Below are 19,151 nucleotides of genomic sequence, written 5' to 3'. Positions count from 1 at the left end.
TAGCAGCACTTTCAATGTGAGGAAGTGCGAAAAAGCCGCTATAAAACCATCTTGGTTCTCGGCTTATATCTTAGCTTATCGGTAACGCCAATTATCCTGGCGTTACCGAGCATTTATCTTAACTACGGGTTTCCGTAGCCAGTTCCAGCACCGACTGCGGTCCGGCCGCCTTGCGTTTTTTCGGCTTAAAGGTTTTGACCAACCGTTTCCATCCAACCACCAGCGAACTGGCGCCCAATACCAAACCGAAACCCACCCAGGTCAACATCCAGGCATCCCAAATTGGCCGGTGATACAACCAACCGAAATCCCAATGATGCAAACCGGAATATAACCAGCGAAACACCCGCCGACTGCGATCCAGTTTGGCCAGCAAGCTACCGTCTTGCGGGTCCAGATAAAACCGGGTGCCGGCTGCGTCCGCCAACTGCACCGCCACCACCGGCAACGGCTTTTCCACCAAGCTTTGATGGTGCCGCCGGTAATAATAGCTGTCGTAGTCTTCCAAGAGTTCCTGACTGGCGATGGGCGTATCTTGCGACACACGCATAATCGCGTCGGTTACCGAGATTTTATTGAATTGCTGAACCGCCCCATCCACCGCTTGCGGTAATCGCTGACCATCGCGGCCATAAGCCAATAACACCGCTTCACCGCCCAAGCGGCGCCAACCCAACTCGACGATGTCCTTACCCTCGGCCGTATTCAGCGGGCCGGGTTGCCAATTGCGCATCGCCTCGGGTAACACCTTGCCCAAATAACGGTTCAGCTCTTGCCGGGATGGATTGGCTTCGGAAAATAATTTGCCGGGATTGGTATCGATAAATCCGCTCAGCGCCCAGAACAGCGCGACGGTCCCGCCGATCAAACCGCTCCAGAAATGCCATTTAAACCAAAACTCCCGGTACGGTTGCGTGCGGCCTTGCGAGTAAGTGGGCTTGCCGTTAAAACCCGGCCGCCAGCGCAGCCAACCGATAATTAAACCGGTGATGCACGCAATAGTCGCGCCCAAGCCCGACCATAATTGCACATCGTGGCGATATTGGCCCAGACCGATGGCCTCTAAAGGTTTGAATAAATGCAGCCAATTGCCGGCGTAGTAAAACGCCCTATCGACGCGGGTCGAGGCATGCAGCACTTCGCCGGTACGTGCCGAAATCAACAACTCGTCGCCGTCGTCGCTAGCTACCCGATGAAACGGCCGCAAAGCCTCCTGATTGCGCAGAATAATCGGCGCTTCCACCGTTTCCACTACTTGCAAATTATGGTTAATACCCTCGCGTTTGAACCAGTCGTCGGCGATGCGTAACGCCTGCTCCACTGAAGTTTCGCGCAAGCTGCCGTCCAGTGCGGACAGCGCAAAGCGCGCACCTTTGGTATCTTCCACCAGCCAAAACGGCTCGTCGTTACGTCTTACCAAGCGGGCATCGGCTATACCGGCAGTCTGCTCGGCGCTATTACCAGTCTCGGCTTTTGCCTGCGCGCCGTGTTCACCCATGTTTGCGGGCTTGGATTGATGTTGCGCGGCAAACAGCTTGCGCCGCTCGGCACTGCGGTCCCAGGCTTCGCCCAGACTCAACCAGCCGGCTTCCGGCGCCAGGCTTTCCGCGTGTGCCAATTGCTGGCTGCGGCTTTGCGTGGTCGGCGTCGAATAGATAATCGCGATGCCGGTGAAAAACCAGAAAAACATGAACAAAGCCAACACCACCCCCAGCCAGCGGTGGGTTTCATATAACAACCAATTCAAAGACTTCTTCATTGCCGCCCTCTTAAACGCCCTTTGTTGATGACACTATCCGTTGAAAACTACTTTGCACTTCGCCCCCGCTACACACTTCCTTAAACCCTTATTGACCCGCCTGCGCGGACTTGCCCAAACCTTGCACAATCTCCAAGGCCTTTTCGACATTTTCGGCGGGTTGCAAGTCGCCGACGCTAGCGACGATCTTGCCGTCCGACGCCACCACAAACGTAGTCCGGGCGATAGCACCGTGATTGACTTGTACACCGCGGCTGTCCAAGCGCCCGGTTTTCGATTCATCCATACTCAAGCCGTAAGCATTGGCGATCTTGCCGTCCGCATCCGAGGCCACCGGAAATTTGCTGGCGCAGTACTCAGGATCGGCCGAGAATTCGTTCAACCGCTCGATACTGTCCAAGGACACGCCCACAATCGTCGCGCCGGCTGCGGCGAATTTGTCGTGATTGATCGCGAAGGTTCTTGCCTGAATATTGCAGCCGCGTCCGTAAGCGGTCGGATAGAAATACACCACCACGGGGCCCTTGCCGCGCGCTTCCTTCAAGGAATAGGCAAACGGCTTGCCGGCAAAAGAGGCTTGGGTATTGAAATCCGGCGCGACATCGCCTTCTTGCAAGTCGGCCAGTGCCGAGAACGCGACTAACAGCAATAGTGCGCTACTCAGAAAAAAACGTTTCATATCAACTCCGTAAAAAGGATGGGAATAAGCTTCCGGCGGGACACTCATCTGCTTATAACCCCGATAGGTATTCGACCAAGGCATTCAATTCGTCGTCGTTTAATGACTTGGCGACTTTGTTCATTACCGCTTCCGGGCTGTTTTTGCGTTCGCCCAGCTTCCAATTGGTCAATTGACTGCGTAGATAAACCCGGCGCTGCCCACCTATCACTGGGTAAATGACGTTATCCACCACCTTGCCTTTACCGTTTTCGCCGTGGCAACTGGCGCAAGCGGGCAAGTCCCGCGCCGCATCGCCGTTTACAAACAAATCTTTGGCCAGCGGATTGTCGGCAATTCGGTCGCCGCACATGACTTGTTGGCTGGCAAAATAAGCGGCGATGTCGGCCATGTCTTCTGGAGTCAGATCGGCGGCCATCACATTCATAATTTCGTGGCTGCGGGCGCCGGATTTAAAATCGCTGAGCTGCTTAACCAAATAACCGGCGTATTGGCCGGCGTGGCTGGGGATTCTGACATCGCCGCTGTTGCCGTCCTCGCCATGACATTCCTGGCAACGTTCGTCAGCCGATTTTTGTTTACCGGCGACCGGATTGCCGTTGCCGATACGCTGCAAGGCAAGCTCAGCGCCCTGCTCGGCCAAGACGGTTTTCGCCGAGGCCAACAAGGCAAAGGTACTGACGGCCAGCCACGGGCTGCGACGGCGCCAATGACGCCTTGCTCCGCGGCATTTGGTTTCGGGCGCCACAGCGCATAGCCAACGGCAAAACCCCATGCCTAGTTCGCCTTCGGTCGATCAGCGGCGAGCTTTTCCACAATTTCTAGCGCTTTGGCGACATTTTCTTCCGGCTTCAAGCCGCCCAAGGTCGCGGCGATTTTGCCGTTCGGCGTGATCACAAAAGTGGTACGCTCGGCAAATCCGTGGTTGATTTCCACGCCCCTACTATCGGTTTTACCCGGCGCGGCGGCTTTCACGGCGATATCGTAATTGCCGGAGATTTTGCCGTCGGCATCGGATGCCACTGGAAATTTGCTGGCGCAGTAATTGGGATCGGCGGAAAAGTCGTTCAGGCGTTCGATGCTATCCAGCGAGACACCGACGATACTGGCGCCGGCAGCGGCAAATTTTTCGTGATTGACCGCAAAACTATGCGCCTGCAAATTGCAACCGCCGGTATAAGCAGACGGATAGAAATACACCACTACTGGGCCTTTTTTCAAAGCATCCTCAAGCGTGTAATTAAAAGCCTTGCCGGCCAGGGAAGCTTGCGCTTGAAAATCCGGGGCTGGATGGCCTTCCGGTAGCGCGGCCATCACCGGCAAAGCAAAGACGGCAGGCAGCAGGCTTTTCAAAAATAAGTTTTTCATAATTCTTCAATTAGAGGGGTTTGTATTTGTCGTGGCAGGCGCCGCGGCATTGTTTGGAAAAGTCATTGGCGGCCACAGCAGCGGTATCGAAATCACCGGCAGCCAGCGCATTCTGAATATTCGCCGCCTTGTCCTGATATTCCTTGGCGTTATGCGTCGCATCGTCAGCGTTGCCGCGCTTGGCAAAAAATCCTTCGACCAGCTTGAATTCGTCCTGTAATTGCTTGGCTTGGGTTACCGCGGTGTTGGCGTCCTTGGCGGCAATATTGTTTTGCACTTCCTGAATTTTGGTTTCCACATCGTTCATTAACTCTTCGAAATCGAATTCGCTTTCGGCAATCACCGCGCTGCTGCTGAGAACCAACCCAATTCCGAAAAGATAAATCGTCTTTCGCATATCGTTAACCCTGTTGCGGCTTTACATACCGCACTAAATTGTTTTCTCAGAACATCTCTAAAATTCCCTCTTCGCCAAACAGGACTCAAACGAAACACTGTCACCCAAGGCCCCCACAACGGCCCAGCTTCGCGTTTTACCGGGAGATAATCCGGTTCGCCATCCATTGGCCACCCAACATCCTTGCCGGGATAAACGCTTGCTCTTTGACAGCGCCGTCCTAACGCCCTGTTTGATAAAGAAGGAATTTCAGAGATGTCCACATTGGTTCAAATTCGCGTTGCTCCGGCAAATAGCCGGCTCGGCGAATCGCTTACCCGAAAGCGCCAAGCCTTCGGGTAAGACTTTAAAGCTCGAACTTAGGCGATCAATTCCTTGATCACTTTGCCGTACACCACGGTTGGACGTTCCGAACGGCCTTGATATTTGTAAATCAGTTTCAAGTGATCCAGACCCAACTGGTTTAGCACCGTGGCGTGCAAGTCGTAGGTATCGACTTCGGTACCTTTGATGGCTTGTACGCCCAGCTCGTCGGTGCCGCCATGGGTGTAGCCAGCTTTAACGCCGCCGCCCGCCATCCATTGGGTGTAGCCCCAAGGGTTGTGGTCGCGGCCGTCGCCGGATTCGCTCCATGGGGTACGGCCGAACTCGGAAGTCCACACCACCAGGGTTTCATCCAGTAAACCTTTGGCTTTCAAATCTTTCAACAAACCGGCGATCGGCTTGTCGATAATTTTTGAATGCTTGCTGTGGTTGTCTTCGATGTTTTGGTGCGCGTCCCAATCTCGGCTGTCGCCTTTGATGTCGGTCGGGCCGGATACGACTTGCACGAAGCGCACGCCGCGTTCGGTCAAGCGTCTGGCACGCAGCAGCAACTCGCCGTAAGGGCGGGTAATTTCATCGTTTAAGCCGTATAGCGCTTTGGTTGCATCGGATTCCTTACTAAAGTCAACCGCTTCCGGTGCGGTTTCCTGCATGCGGTAAGCCAGCTCGTAGGATTCGGTACGGGCTTGCAGTTCGCTATCGGTTGGATAGTTGGACGCATGTTGTTGATTTATCTGTTTCAGCAAGTCCAGCGCATGGCGTTTTTCCGCGTTAGCCAGATATTCCGGGTTGTTCAAATGTAGAATCGGCGAATTGCCGGGGCGGAACGGCGTACCTTGATAAACCGCTGGTAAAAAGCCGGATTCCCAGTTGGTCACACCGCCGCGTGGTTCGCGTTTGTCGTTGTACAACACCACGTAAGCCGGCAGATTTGGGTTAGCGGAACCCAGAGCATATTGCACCCAGGCACCCAGTGTTGGCCGGCCGGGGTTCAAGCCGCCGGTGTTCAACTTCATGATGGAAATATCGTGGGTTGCACCAACGGTCACGCTGGATTTAATAAACGCCAAGTCGTCGGCATGTTCCGCCAGATTGGGCAGCCAATCGGAAAACCAAGCACCGCTTTGACCGTGCTGTTTCCAGTCACGTTTGGTGGCTATCAATTTGGTGATACCGCCTTGAGTACTGGTTTTGATGCCTTGCAAAAACGACGCTGGAATACCGGTACCGGCTTGTTTGACCAGCTGCGGCTTGTAATCGTACAAGTCCAGCGTACTGGGGGCACCGGACATGTGCAGCCAGATGACGGTTTTGGCTTTAGGCGCAAAATGCGGCGCTTTCGGCGCTAAAGGATTGGCGCCGGCCAAGGCTTGCAGGGCAGGATCGTCCGCCAGGGCAGTGGCAATGACGCCACCACCGGGCAGGAAACCGCTGACAGCCAAGCCGCCCAAGCCATAGCCGGTTTTTATTAAAAAATCGCGACGTGATTTGTTGTTCATTATCTAAACCTCTTGAATAGTATTTTGTGTCGGCAACTGCTTCGGGTCGGGTAAGGCGCCCGCCGATTTGGCAGACGCCCACTTAAACCGAGTCGTATGTATCGTTAAAACCGGTAGATGAACTCGTTGGAGTTGGCTACCACGTGGACCAAATCCACGAATGCAGCGGCTCTAACAGGGTCACCCAGCGGCTTGTCCTTAACGCCGGCCGGTACGTTCACTTCAAACTTGCCATCCGCCGCCTTAGCGCGAATGATGGCTTCCTGTTCATTCAAGAAGGCCTGCAACGACTCTTTCTCATCATCCTTCGGTTGCCGCGCAAACAAGATTTGATACAGTCTGCTGATGCGATCTTCTTCATCTTCACCGGCTTCATTGATCACCCGGCCAGCCAAGGATTTAGACCAGTCGAATATCAGCTCGCTGTTGTACAGAGTCAGGGCTTGCAACGGCGTAGTGGTGACCTCGCGTTTGCTGTGCGCTTCCTGCGGCGACGCCATGTTGAAAGAGTCCAGGATCGGATACGGGATACTGCGCCGGGTAAAGATGTACAAACTGCGGCGGTTCTGATCGTGAACATCCTTGGAGGTTTTCCAAGCTGGATCGCCTTGGAAGTTGCCGCTGGCGGTGTTGATCGCTTTGGGCAACGGCGGGTACACGCTAGGTCCACCTACTTTCTCTTCCAACTTGCCAGCCGCAGCTAACAAGGAATCCCTGACCTGCTCCGCTTCCAAACGTTGGCGCGGAAACACTGCCAGCAACTGGTTTTCGCCGTCGGCTTTGGCAACATCTTCGCGGTAATCCGACGATTGGCGATAAACGCTGGACAACAGAATCTCACGGTGCAGTTTTTTCACGCTCCAGCCGTCGTTGACGAATTTGGAGGCCAGGTAATCCAGCAACTCGGGATGCGTCGGTTTTTGACCGGCTTTACCGAAATCGCTGACGGTGGTGACGATGCCTTTACCGAAATATTGGTCCCAAATCCGGTTGGTAAATACCCGAGCGGTCAGAGGATTGGTCGGGCTGGTAATCCATTTCGCCAGCGCTGACCGGCGGCCGGAGGAAAACGGCAACGGTTTGATGTCTGGTTTTTCGTCGGTAATCGCTTCCGGAAACGCGGGTTGCACTTCTTCCAATGGCTTTTCGTGATCGCCCACCGCAAATACATAGCTAGGCGGCGCATCCGGATGACCCAGTTCGGTCATCGCCGAAATGGTGTTGGAGGATGTGGTGGGTTTCAGATCGTTGAATTTTTTAAGTTCTTTATCCAGTTTTTCCAACTCAGCCCATTGCTCGGCGATTTTTGGATCGCGAGTTTTGGCATCGGTACTTTCACCTTTTTCCCGGAAATACGATTCCAAGCTACCTTCGTCGGTCACATTGGCCAAACGGTGGTTTACCCAACGGTCGCGAGCGTTCCATTGCTCCTTGGGTTTGAAGATCGCTTCCCGCGAGTCAGTCAAATAACGTTCCTTGTGATATTTAAGCGCCTCTTCCCTATGCGTATCGATAATGGCTTTTTTCTTGGCGCGAATCTCTTTAGTCGCCTCTTCCCATTTGGCGTACTGTTGTTCGTAGGCTTTTTCCACCTCGCCTTTCTTCGCGGGGATGTTGTCTACCGGCGCGATGTTGGCAAAGAACGACTGCAGTGAGAAATAATCTTTCTGGCTGATCTTGTCGAATTTGTGGTTATGGCAACGCGCGCACTCCACGGTTTGACCCAGCACCACCTTACCCACGGTATCGGTAATGTCCGTGGTGATTTGGTATTTGCGTTGTACCAAGTCGCGGGAGTTGCTGTTGTCCGGGAATTGCGCCATGAAGCCGGTGGCCACCAAGGCTTGTTCGTCGCCCGGCCACAATTCGTCGCCGGCCAATTGCTCCTGAATAAATTTACTGTACGGTTTGTCCTGATTAAATGAATTGATCACGTAATCGCGGTAACGCCACATGTTCAAGCGGTCGTTATCGTTTTGAAAACCGGTACTATCGGCATAACGCGCCAAATCCAGCCATTTACGGCCTTGGCGCTCGCCGTATTTCGGCGAAGCCAACAAACGGTCCGCCAATTTTTCGTAAGCATCAGGCAATTTATCGTTAACAAACGCATCGACTTCTTCCGGGGTGGGAATGACACCCCACACATCCAGCGTAGCCCGGCGGATGAACGACGCGCGGTCGGTATCCTGTGAAGGCTTGATGCCTTTGGCTTCCAAAGGTGCCAGCACAAAAGCGTCGATAGGGGTTCTGACCCAATCTTTCTGCTGCACGTCAGGCACGGCAGGCGCTTTGACCGGTTGATATGACCAGAGTTTGGATTTCGGTTGTCCAGCGGGCGCGGCGGCTTCAGTCGCCGGCTTTTCCTCTGCTGCCTGGGCTGCATCGGAAAGCGCCAGCGCCAGTCCCCAGACCACCGCGCAATATAGTTTTATTTTCATTGAATTCCTCCAAAATGACAGCTTGATGGAACGAAGCCGGGGCTTAACCCAACCTCATTCGGAAATTAACCTTTATGCTTATGGCCTTTGCTGTGCTCTTGCTCTTTGGCATGCTCTTCGGGCTTAGGCGCAGGCGGGACGATTTTGGTAATCTTGCCGCCCTCTTCTTCGTAGTTTTGCGAACCTATCGCGCCAACCACTTTGAAACCCTTTTCACTCAGCAAATCACCGGATTTACCGGCCCGGCCGGCGTGATTGGACACGGTGACGATGGAGCGTTCTTTAGGGATAAACGGTAAAGCCTTATCCAGTTCATCGATTTGTACGTTTAAATAGACGGGAAAGGTACCGATCTTGCTGATTTCATCGGGACGGCGCACATCGATAAACAATACTTGCTCGGGCTTGGCGAGTAAGGCATCGATTTCCGCGCGATTCAATTTTGGGGTTTTATAGGTATAAGGCCGCGCGGCCGGCGCCTCGGTTTTTTTGCCGGCGTCTGCGTCGGCGGCAAACGCTACCGGAGCCGCCAAGATCAGAGCTAAAAGAGCCGCTGTGGTCGTGTTTTTCATTGCTATGTCTTCCTGTTATTAGTTGCTAACTGCACGGTTTATCGCGCTTGAATAAGGTTCCTCATTTGGTAAAAAGCAACTAGCATGCCACTCGAAAAATATCCGCCATAAAAAATCATTACTAGCTTGTTAATCATTGATTTAACACGTGATATTTATTTCAAACCACTCTCGACAACACTTGATAAATCCCTGAACATCCAAGCACAGCCTAAGCAACTGGTGGAAATTCAGCAGGGTCGCAACATGCCCTGTTGCTGGGCTAGCACCACACCAACCGTTGAATGATCCGACCGGATTGATCCCTGGCGCGCCGTTCGGGCTGAGCTAGTCGAAGCCTGAGGTGCGTGGTCCTTCGACAATACCTTTAGCGGCATAAAGGCGAGCGGTATTTAAGGTCGGGGTTAATAGAGTCGCTTTGGTCTATAGAAAGAAGGCGTACAGATAGGCCAAGCAGGAAGCTTGCAAGGTCCTCGATCTGCAACACTTGGAGCCCGGCAAAAACGCCGGGCCAAAAAAAACGGGCTAAGGATCAATCCTTGCCCGTTAGAGGTCTCACCACGAGAGCTTGATGAAATGATGGGGGCCCTTAAGTCCCGTGTTAAGGGCCGTTTGAGATACTTCGTCAAATTGGCTATTTCGGCCGACTGCTAATACCGGCAGTCAGCAACGGAATTTTGTAAGCCGCGCCGCGACCGACGACATACAGGGTTTTCTTGTCCACACCCGCAAAGGCCAGGTTCTGCGGCTTTTTGGGTAGTGGAATCACGCCCAGGCTCTCACCTTTAGCGCTGATGATTTCTACACCGGCGTTGGAAGCAACATACAACCGGCCTGCGTCATCCAATGCAATGCCGTCAGCGCCGCTGGACCACGTGCCGTCTTCGCCTTTTTTCCAACCGTCCAGTTTGGCAAAATTGCGCCGATTCTGAATCGAACCGTCGGCGGCAATATCGTAAGCCAGGATGTGTTCGCCTTGGGTATTGGCGACGTACAAGACTTTTTCGTCCTTGCTTAATTGAATACCGTTGGGCCGTTCAATGTCGGTCGCCAATTGTTTAAGCTCGCCGCCGGGTGAAATATAAAACACGCCGGGATGCGACGGCGGCGGGTTGGGATTGTCCTTGCTCGGCCGCGTACCGCTATCGGTAAAGTAGATACCGCCATTGCTGGCGCGTACTAAATCGTTGGGACGTTGAAATGCGGTGCCTTGATAGTTTTCGGCCAAGGTATTTTTCTTATTGGCCGGGTAAACCACACCGACTTTGGTTTTGACGGTTTGTACCGCGACGATCTCGCCGTCGGGCGTCAAAGCCAGGCCGTTGGAACCGTTGGAGTTTTCCAGAAAAGTCGAGACTTTATCGTCCGTACCGATCCGTATGATTTTGTTGGCTTGGGTTTCGGTGAACAATAAACTGCCGTCACTATAACCAATAGGCCCCTCGGTCCCGTTAAAGCCGTCTTTGATCAGCTCGGCTACCACACCGCCAGCGGCGACGCCGGGAATTGCCGGGGTAACCGGGTCGTCGGCGCCGGCTGCCGCCGCATAAATCAACGCGCTAAATCCTAGTAAATAGAAGTGTTTAGATAACATCAGTATTTCCTTTGCAAATGTTTCGATAAATCAGTTTGCCGGACGGCGGTTTAGCCGTCCGGCGCGTGTAACAATTAGAATTTGGCTCTAAAGTGCACCCCGTAGTAACGCGCATCGCCGAATGAAGCACTCGCCGCGCCGGTACCGGAAAAGTTACTGGCATTGGTAAAGTAGATGGTGTCAAAGATGTTTCTACCGACCAAGTCCAGGTTGTACTTGCCATTTTTAGTACCCAATCCAATCCCGCCATCGGTGACGTGATAGGCGTCCTGCTTGCCATAGCGCGACAAACTGGCGTTGTAGTTCGCTGCGGATTTAAAGCTGTCGATCAAATACGCATGCCATTGCAAACCGTAGTCGTTACCGTAACCAAAGGTTAATGGCGCCCGGTAATCTATCCCGTAGTTGGCAGTAAACGCCGGCGCGTTCGGGATGGTTTTACCGGTTTGATCGCAATATCCGCTGTTATTCGCTTCCGGTGGGCACGGCGCGTTAGCAAAGTCGGTGTAAATGGCTTTGTTATACGAACCGTTCAGGAACACATTCAAACCTTGGGTAATATCCCAATTGGTTTCCAATTCGATACCGCGTAATTGAATACCGCCAATATTGCCCAGTTGCGTCAAGAATTGACCGGCCCTCAATGGATCGGCCGCCACCAACTGCGATTGATAACTTTGAATATCGGTTTGGTACAAGTTGACGTTGAATACCAGCTTGCGATCCAACAAAGTGCTCTTGAAACCAAATTCGTAGTCCATCACGTCTTCCGGTTTGACGTTTTCCGTGGCCCCAGTGTTAAAGTTGAACTGCGCCGCCCCGGATTTTTGACCGCCGGCCACCGAGCCGTAAACCATCAAATCTTTATTCACTTTGTAACTAGGATTGATTAACCAGTTTTGCGAATTTTGATCGAAACCTTGCCGCGGTGCGTCCCATTCCGGCCCCAATCGATTGCTGCGGATAGCCTTGGCCGCTGCAATCTGAGCGGCATTAGAGCCTAAGGAAGCACCCAAAGCATCTAAATCCACACCGCCCAAATTCCGGCTATAACCGGTGTTTTCCCGACGTTCAAAGGTATTGCGCAAGCCTAAGGTCAAGGTCGCATCATCGGTGACATGCCAGTTAATCTGACCGTAGCCGGCATAGCTATCGGTGGCAGGCACCACGTTTTGCGTCAACATGGTATCGCGCATGGACGCCGCCAATAATTGCCGGGACGCCGGGCTGGCATTCAACAGCGCGTACTGGCTATTGCTGGCATGGAAAGCGCCGGCATCCACCCCGAAAAGGCGTTGATTAAAGGTATTGGCGATAGCACGCATCGCAAATACGCCGAATTGGTAATCGACGGGCCCAGGGTCTTTAGACGCCAGTCTCAGCTCCTGTGACCATTGCTCGTTTTTAACCGTCCAACCGGAGATCCGTTCAACGTCAGCAGTGCTGGACTCGCCATCATGATTGGGTTCAAACAGCGCATCCCGGTAAGCGGAAATCGAGGTCAACCGATGTCCCGCCACATCCCAGTTTATTTCCGCCGACACCCCGGAACCGTCGCCGCGCGATTGGCGCCTTTCGTTGTTCGCCATCGCCCTAGGATCACCAATTACGGTCACCGGTTGGCCATTGGTTCGCAGGGTATTGAACCAGTCCCTGGCTAACCGGCTGCTGAAGGTAGTGGTTCGCAGAGTGCCATCGTCAAAGCGCGTAGGATCGGCGATGAGGGGTTGCACGCTCATGGTTTGAGTCGAGGCAGTTTTATCAACGATCAGCCGCGCGCTCAAATCTTCGCTCGGCGTAAACAGAAACTGCAAACGCCCGCCCAACGCATTGGTTTCGCCTAAATCCCCCTCACTGCGATGCACATCCAAATTTTTCACAAAGCCGTCGCGCTTATCGATAAAGCCGGAGGCGCGATACGCCAACAAACCCGGCAAAATGGTACCGGTAGCGCCGAATTTGCCTTGCAGGGTATCCCTATCCCCTGCAAAGCCATCCACGTAATAACTGTTCTTGAATGAAGGCGCTTTAGTGGTAATGTTCAGCAAACCCAGGTTACTGTTTTTACCTTGCAGCGTACCTTGCGGACCACGCAACACTTCCACTTGATCCAAATCGGCAAAGTTGGCCCAGGCCGCCCCGGTCCAGGCCCGCCAGACGTTATCCACCATCACCCCAACACTGGGTTCCATGGATTCGTTACCGCTGTTTTTACCCAAACCCCGCAAAGCAATACTGGTTTGCCGAGCGTTAGCCGACGTGACACCCAGGTTGGGCGCGCGCCGCGAGAAATCTTGTACCGACACAACGTTATCCCGCTCCAGTGTTTCCCGGTTGATTACCGCCACCGGAATCGGCACTTCCTGTAACTTTTCTTCCTTACGCCGTGACGTGACGACCACTTCCGACAGGTCTTGCGGCTCGTCGGCTTTTTCTTCCGGCTCCGGCTCAGCAGCGGCAACGACATTGTCAGGCTCCTGGCTGCTTAACGCAGCTGCGTCGGCGTTGCCAACCGCAGCAGGCGCGGCCGCCACGCCTTTCTTGAGCAGATCCTGCTCACGCCGTTTTGAGGCTTCCAGCTCCCGGCTCAAGCGCTCGACTTGTGCTTGTAAATCGCTAACCTGGGTATCGGCAACTTGTTTGTTTCCGGTTTTTTTCGCGCTCTTTTTTACCGATGCCGTTTGGGCGGTCGCATCGTTAGCAAGTAACATTGAACCACCTGCTATTGCCATTGCCACGCACACCGACAAACCGCGCCGATTGCTGATGTGCAGCGGCACTTTCACCGTTTCAATGTTGTCTGCCGACAGACTCCCAATTGAATATTCCTTCACGATCTCACCTATTCGAATGTTACAAAAACCAATTCGAGCCAACGCCACGACGACGCCCGCAATCCGAACTTTCTGTAACGCTCAACGCAACGACCGTGCCACAGGATGATAAACATCCGCCTAGCCATCCATTATTTAGATTTAAACAATTGAATTTAATAACTAACTTTAAAATCCAATTTATCCATCCCTCTAACACCATAAGAAAGCCGCCAGCTGAAAAACTGTTGAAAGGTCATCAGTCCTTGCTGACCATCTGTCTGCCTGTCAACAGTTCTATTCCAAGTTTACGAGTTGGTCTGAATGGCATCTTTTGCTCCGGCTCCCATCCTAAATTTTCCCGCTTAGCTGAATACCGAACCAACGCGGATAAGGATCCGGCGCATAGGAATTCCAGCCAATTTCGTGATTTCTATCATTGAAGATGTTTTTACCGATCAAGCTCAGATCCCAGTGTTTATCGCGGGTGCCGACACCGATCGCCGCGTCGGTTCTAGCCCGGTCGCCGACCCAGCCGTAGGCCGACAAGTTATCGGTGTTATTAAACTCGGTTTGGTAGTTGGTATTGAAGCTGGTATGCGCGATGTATTTGCTCTCGAAGATTGGTCTGGAATATTCGGCACCGACGTTAAAGTTCCATTTGGAAGCGCCGGGCAGAGATTGGCCGGTCATATCAACGTAATCCCCCGTGAGATAACCCAACTCATCAGCTTTGGGTGCATTTTTGTAATCCAGGTATTCGGCAACGTTATAGGCACCGTTGAAGCGGATCGACAAATCGGGAATGGTGTTGATCACGCTGTCCAGCTCCACACCGTGTACGCGCACCCGACCGACGTTACCCTGCGATGCGGTATAGGCGGTCAAACCGGAGCCGCCCGGTTCCATATTGACTTGGGTTTGGAATTCGTCCACCACCTGTACGGCCTGCTGGTAGTTTTTAATATCCATCACGAAGGCATCGACATTGACCACTATCGACTTGTCCAGCCAGAATGATTTCAAACCCAGCTCCAATGCATGGGTTTCTTCAGGCTTGACCGTAAAGGGTCGGCCATTGACCGGCGCGACCGAACCGGACTTTTCACCGTATTGCCAGGACAAATAAGTAGTCAGGTCGTCGTTGATTTTATAGCTGGGCGACAACTGGGCGGTATACAACACGTCTTGATAATCGTCTTCGACGGTTTGGTTCAAGCGGCCGATTTGCGAAGCCCGCAGGGTTTTGGCGTTGGCTACCATGGTTTTCTGCGCGGCGGTCAACGCGGCGTAGCTGGAGCCGCCAAAATAACGGGCGGCCAAGGAATCCGCCAGCGCGGTTTGCTCCGCACTATTCGCTACAGCGTCGCCGGCTACTACAGCGGTTTGCGCCGCATTGAGCTTACCGTAGTTTGCAGTAGAGCCGTAAAACGTGTTGGTAACCGTTTTATTGCTCCCATCGGGATTTTTGTCGATCACCCCGTCGCCATCCTGATCGACAGTAAAGGACTGCGCCGTATCAGAATTAAAGCCGCCGGTGGCCACATCGCGCACCGACTCCGGATTAAACGCCCCACCAACGCCATTTCTGGCAATATTCTTAAAGTTGCGCGACGTACGGTCTTCATGCGTGGCGCGTACCCCTGCGGTAAGGGTGAAGTTGTCGGTAAAGTGCAAATCCGATTCGCCGTATATAGCACCGGATTGGGTGCGGATCTCCGTAGATTCGAAGGTGCGTGCATCCTGCAACAAGTCTTTCAGGATCGCTTCGCCGGCGCCGCGATTGGTGCCGGCGTTCCGATACAAAGCGTTGTATTGACCATTGGTGGCGAACCAGGCCCCGGCGTCGGCGCCCCAGCCGGCTTTCGAGTCTACATTATCCTTGGTCCATAAACCGATCACGCCGGCCTTGTAATCCAAAAAGCCGCCCGGTTTGTTGACGATTTTAAATTCCTGCGTCCATTGATTGTATTTAACCCCGCCGCCGCCATCGACGCTGATGTCAAACGGCGTACCTTCGTCGTTGTGCGCATCAAAGCGATATTCGCGCACCCCGGTTCTTGAGCTCAACACATGATTACCGACTTCCCAGTCGATCAAGGCTGCTGCGCCCTGGTTATTGACGGTTTGGCCTTTGTTTTGATCGAACCAGACGGTACCGCGTTGTTCGCCACCAACATAATCGTTATAGGTAAACCCTCTGTTGGCAAAATACTGACCGGCCGCCGCTCTTGAACCGACGGCGCTGATCGCCCCCGGACTGGTGGTATCGTTCATTGCGAATTGGTTACTGTGACTAAAATAGCCATTGAGTTTGGAGTAGGCGGATGTGCCGTTTCTATCCGTGAGACTGCCGTCGGCAAACCTAAAAGGCTGATCATGATAGAAGGTTAACCCGTTTTGTACCTGTGGTTGCTTCGGCTCGAAGTCGGCGATAAAGCGTGCCGTTAAGTTTGAGGTCGGCGTAAACAGCAACTGCGCGCGGCCGCTCAAGCGATCGCGGTTATATAGTGTGTAGTTTCTGTCGTATTCGTTTTCATAAAAACCGCGCGCCTTGTCGACGATGAATGATCCACGCCATGCGAGGAAATTATCGATCACCGTCCCACCTAAAGCACCTTGCAATATCAACGATTCCCGCTGTCCATAAGCGGCGGACAATTCCGCCGTTGGCGCAAAGGTCGGTAGTTTAGAGGTGACATTGACCTTACCGGAGCTGGCGGCCAAACCGCCTTCGGTACCGCGCGGCCCGCGCGTGACTTCCACCGCTTCCACGTCGTAAAAACTGAAGTTAGCCAACTGCGTCAAGGCATACGGTACGCCATCCACCGTGACGCCGACGCTGGGATCCTGCGTTTCCGTGAAACTTCGTTTACCCAAACCGCGCACCGATAGCGAGGCGCCGCGGGTGTTGTTTTGATTGAATTGCACGTTGGACGCGCGGCGGGTGATGTCGCCCAAGTCCCTGGACAGTTCCCGGTTTAATTCGGTACCGGATACCACCGATACCGATTGCGCGACTTCGTGTAATTTCGCCAATTTGGGTTTGGCCTTTACGACCACTTCGCCCAAATCCGCTTTTTGATCGTCATCGTTCCGGGCTAACTCGGTTGCCTGCGCTTCGTTCGGCGCGGCAGCGGTTTCAGCGGTTGGTGCGCCGGCATTAGTAGTTCCGGCAGCTGCGGTGCCCGTTGCGCCTTTTTTGAGAAACTCCAATTCACGTTGTTTGGCTGCGGCAAGCTGCTGACGCAAAGCCTGATTTTCCGCTTCCAAATCGCTGACCGCTTTGCTGTTGACGGTTTTGGTTTTGCTGTTTTTTTTCGGTGCGGCTTCCACATCGAATGCAGACGCCATGGACACACCGGCGATTGCCATTGCCACGCAGGTCGATAACCTACGTCGCGAACTAATTGCTTGAGGAACCCCATCCTGTCGAGTAGCGCTTATTGAAAAAGCACTTGTTAATTTATCGCTCACTATGCCACCTAAACGAATGTTAAAAAAAAATCGATAAAAACTAACGTTAATACTGTGCCGTCTAAAACCATATCCGGCTTTAACATCGATTTTGCAATAGGCATGCCAGCAATATTAAATGCGCATTGACGGGAAATAATCCCCGAAAATATATTTATAAAATACTGTTTTATATGAACAATTAAATTAATTACTCGTGATCAACCGGAAAAATTAACAGCCAATTCACGCGCTGTTTTTATCAAACACTGCTGAAACTCAAACAACTACTGCTGACAACATGAACGGCCTTTGCTGTTAGGCTGAACGAGCATTGCTGCAGATCTGAGTGACGTCTGCTGAATTGGAAATACTTTTTGCTGATGGCCTGCACTTGGCTCAACAAGTTTGGCCAAATCCATCGCCCCCATCTGCCGTTTACCCTAAGGCTTACTGGAAAAATACCGCGCGTGAGCACTGGCGTGCTAATGACAAAGCCTTGAAATACCGGCCCTTTTAGAGTTTATGACTGTTTGCGGCGAGATTTTTGGTGACCGATACGGATAGAACAAAATATTGGCTTGATCATTGCTTAACACCAAAAGCAATAGCAAACACCCATTTATAAAGGAATAAAAAATGACACAAATCAGACCCTCCGCAAGCGCGCAGGGAGGCAAAAAAACCCGGGCATCGCGTAAATCCCAGACTTGGCAACAAGCCACATTGATAGCCTTAGGCACGGCCCTCAGCGTCTCGGCATTATCGGGACCGAGTGTTTTTCCCACTGGCACCACGCGCTACGATCCCAGCAAAGCCTATAACTCTTTTGTTTTGTTCAGCGGCGGCGACAACATCGCACATTTGATCGATTTAAACGGAAATTCCGTTCACGAATGGCCGGATGCCGCCAGCCACAGCACCTTAATCAATCCCGCCATCAACGGCGGTAAATTGGGACATGTGTTTGTGACGCAGGAAACCACCGAAGGCAAAGGCACAGACCTGGTACCCGGCCAAGTTAGCAAGAAAATCACCAAAACCATTGCCGAGCTGGATTGGGACGGCAAAACCGTCTGGCGTTTTGGCGACAAAGCCCCCGGCGGCGCGGCGCAACAACATCATGACTGGGCCAGACTGCCCAACGGCAATACGGTGGTGTTAGCTAACCTGGTGCATCCGGTTAAGGGGTTTAAGCAAGCGCAGGTACTGGACGATGTGATTTATGAAGTCAATCCGGCAGGCGAAGTGGTCTGGAAATGGATTGCCTCGGAACATCTGAATGAATTTGGCTTTACGCCCGCGGAACTTAAATTGGTCCGCAACGCCGAGATCGCCGACTATCTGCATGTCAACAACCTGAAAGTAGTCGGCCCGAACCACTGGTACGCAGCCGGCGATCAGCGCTTTCATCCGGATAATTTGTTGATCGACGCGCGCAACACCAATTTCATCATCATTATTGACAGAAAGACCGGCAAAGTGGTCTGGAACCTGGGGCCGCACTACCCAGCCGCGTCCATTGAAGAACAACAAGCCCGCAAGGTGCCGCGCCCGGTCGATCAAATCAGTGCCCAGCACGATGCGCATATCATTCCGGAAGGCTTACCCGGCGCCGGGAATTTATTAGTGTTCGACAATCAAGGCATCGCCGGTTATCCGCCGGCTCCCGTGCCGCGTACCGGTGGTTCGCGCGTATTGGAGATAGATCCGATCAAGAAAGAAATTGTCTGGCAGTACACAGGCGAGAGCTCGGGCGGCCCCAGTTGGTCGTTTCGTAGCACCCATATCAGCGCTGCCCGCCGCTTGCCTAACGGGAATACTTTTATAGACGAGGGCCAGAGTGGACGCTTATTTCAAGAGACAACCGACGGCGACATAGTCTGGGAATATATCAATCCGTATTTTCGTACCGGTAAGGATGCTTTGACCGGCCGGGCCACCGCCAACAACTCGGTATATCGCGGCCAACCGGTACCTTACGATTGGGTACCGGCCGGCACACCGCATAGTGAAAATCCGGTCACTGCGCCTGATTTGAGCAAATTTCGGCTACCGGTAGCCAGTAACAAACCTTAAAACAACTTGGTAAAAACCCAGGTACGCGGTATGCAATTTTAAAACCATGGGTTTCGGGGTATCCGGTCGTGATGTTTGGTAGACGGGTTACTACCATTAAGTTTAACGGAACGGACACTCCACAACCGGATACCCCGAAACCCATGGCGCTAACAACCTATAATTTGGAG

General features: G+C 53.0%; 12 protein-coding genes. 1 reads left to right on the top strand and 11 read right to left on the bottom strand.

All coding sequences use genetic code 11. The annotated features are described in order from the left end of the window. Positions 1-118 precede the first annotated feature (118 nt). From ACWAU0_RS16900 to ACWAU0_RS16850, 11 genes are all read right to left on the bottom strand, one after another. On the bottom strand, positions 119-1,759 hold the full coding sequence (locus ACWAU0_RS16900) for a PepSY domain-containing protein (RefSeq protein WP_458137350.1): 1,641 nt from the start codon (positions 1,757-1,759) through the stop codon (positions 119-121). A gap of 88 nt (positions 1,760-1,847) precedes the next feature. Further along, complete coding sequence (locus ACWAU0_RS16895) at positions 1,848-2,438, bottom strand: peroxiredoxin (protein ID WP_458137349.1); 591 nt, start codon at positions 2,436-2,438, stop codon at positions 1,848-1,850. Positions 2,439-2,490: 52 nt separating this feature from the next. Next, positions 2,491-3,186, bottom strand: a complete 696-nt coding sequence (locus ACWAU0_RS16890; RefSeq protein ID WP_458137348.1) for a c-type cytochrome — start codon at positions 3,184-3,186, stop codon at positions 2,491-2,493. Between the two features lie 29 nt (positions 3,187-3,215). Continuing rightward, entirely contained in the window at positions 3,216-3,806 is a 591-nt protein-coding gene (locus ACWAU0_RS16885; RefSeq protein WP_192377270.1) for a peroxiredoxin, read from the bottom strand. A 10-nt stretch (positions 3,807-3,816) separates the two neighbouring features. Further along, positions 3,817-4,203: a hypothetical protein gene (locus ACWAU0_RS16880; protein WP_192374917.1), complete on the bottom strand. Its 387-nt coding sequence runs from the start codon at positions 4,201-4,203 to the stop codon at positions 3,817-3,819. A gap of 359 nt (positions 4,204-4,562) precedes the next feature. After that, on the bottom strand, positions 4,563-6,026 hold the full coding sequence (locus tag ACWAU0_RS16875) for a DUF1501 domain-containing protein (RefSeq protein WP_458137347.1): 1,464 nt from the start codon (positions 6,024-6,026) through the stop codon (positions 4,563-4,565). Between the two features lie 104 nt (positions 6,027-6,130). Continuing rightward, positions 6,131-8,467: a DUF1549 and DUF1553 domain-containing protein gene (locus ACWAU0_RS16870; protein ID WP_458137346.1), complete on the bottom strand. Its 2,337-nt coding sequence runs from the start codon at positions 8,465-8,467 to the stop codon at positions 6,131-6,133. A gap of 65 nt (positions 8,468-8,532) precedes the next feature. After that, the gene (locus ACWAU0_RS16865; protein WP_205450334.1) at positions 8,533-9,039 is read right to left on the bottom strand and encodes a rhodanese-like domain-containing protein; all 507 of its coding nucleotides are present in this window, start codon (positions 9,037-9,039) and stop codon (positions 8,533-8,535) included. A gap of 634 nt (positions 9,040-9,673) precedes the next feature. Next, positions 9,674-10,633 carry an SMP-30/gluconolactonase/LRE family protein gene (locus ACWAU0_RS16860; RefSeq protein ID WP_458137345.1) on the bottom strand — a complete coding sequence of 320 codons (960 nt, stop codon included), beginning with the start codon at positions 10,631-10,633 and terminating at the stop codon, positions 9,674-9,676. A 74-nt stretch (positions 10,634-10,707) separates the two neighbouring features. Beyond that, a complete protein-coding gene (locus tag ACWAU0_RS16855; protein ID WP_458137344.1) occupies positions 10,708-13,467 on the bottom strand; it encodes a TonB-dependent receptor in 2,760 nt (919 codons plus the stop codon). A gap of 330 nt (positions 13,468-13,797) precedes the next feature. Further along, the gene (locus ACWAU0_RS16850; protein ID WP_523070812.1) at positions 13,798-16,800 is read right to left on the bottom strand and encodes a TonB-dependent receptor; all 3,003 of its coding nucleotides are present in this window, start codon (positions 16,798-16,800) and stop codon (positions 13,798-13,800) included. Positions 16,801-17,541: 741 nt separating this feature from the next. On the opposite strand from ACWAU0_RS16850, the gene ACWAU0_RS16845 reads away from it, so the two are divergent. Beyond that, a complete protein-coding gene (locus tag ACWAU0_RS16845; RefSeq protein WP_458137343.1) occupies positions 17,542-18,981 on the top strand; it encodes an aryl-sulfate sulfotransferase in 1,440 nt (479 codons plus the stop codon). The last annotated feature ends 170 nt before the right edge of the window (positions 18,982-19,151 follow it).

This window comes from Methylomonas sp. Uni0009, assembly GCF_054188105.3.
The sequence above is the reverse complement of the archived record's forward strand: the minus strand, read 5'-3'. Positions and strand labels throughout refer to the sequence as shown.

Excerpts from the sequence above, each read along its gene's own strand:
- ACWAU0_RS16900 (WP_458137350.1), bottom strand. The coding sequence starts at position 1,759 with ATGAAGAAGTCTTTGAATTGGTTGTTATATGAAACCCACCGCTGGCTG.
- ACWAU0_RS16895 (WP_458137349.1), bottom strand. The coding sequence starts at position 2,438 with ATGAAACGTTTTTTTCTGAGTAGCGCACTATTGCTGTTAGTCGCGTTC.
- ACWAU0_RS16885 (WP_192377270.1), bottom strand. The coding sequence starts at position 3,806 with ATGAAAAACTTATTTTTGAAAAGCCTGCTGCCTGCCGTCTTTGCTTTG.
- ACWAU0_RS16880 (WP_192374917.1), bottom strand. The coding sequence starts at position 4,203 with ATGCGAAAGACGATTTATCTTTTCGGAATTGGGTTGGTTCTCAGCAGC.
- ACWAU0_RS16875 (WP_458137347.1), bottom strand. The coding sequence starts at position 6,026 with ATGAACAACAAATCACGTCGCGATTTTTTAATAAAAACCGGCTATGGC.
- ACWAU0_RS16870 (WP_458137346.1), bottom strand. The coding sequence starts at position 8,467 with ATGAAAATAAAACTATATTGCGCGGTGGTCTGGGGACTGGCGCTGGCG.
- ACWAU0_RS16865 (WP_205450334.1), bottom strand. The coding sequence starts at position 9,039 with ATGAAAAACACGACCACAGCGGCTCTTTTAGCTCTGATCTTGGCGGCT.
- ACWAU0_RS16860 (WP_458137345.1), bottom strand. The coding sequence starts at position 10,633 with ATGTTATCTAAACACTTCTATTTACTAGGATTTAGCGCGTTGATTTAT.
- ACWAU0_RS16850 (WP_523070812.1), bottom strand. The coding sequence starts at position 16,800 with ATGGCGTCTGCATTCGATGTGGAAGCCGCACCGAAAAAAAACAGCAAA.
- ACWAU0_RS16845 (WP_458137343.1), top strand. The coding sequence starts at position 17,542 with ATGACACAAATCAGACCCTCCGCAAGCGCGCAGGGAGGCAAAAAAACC.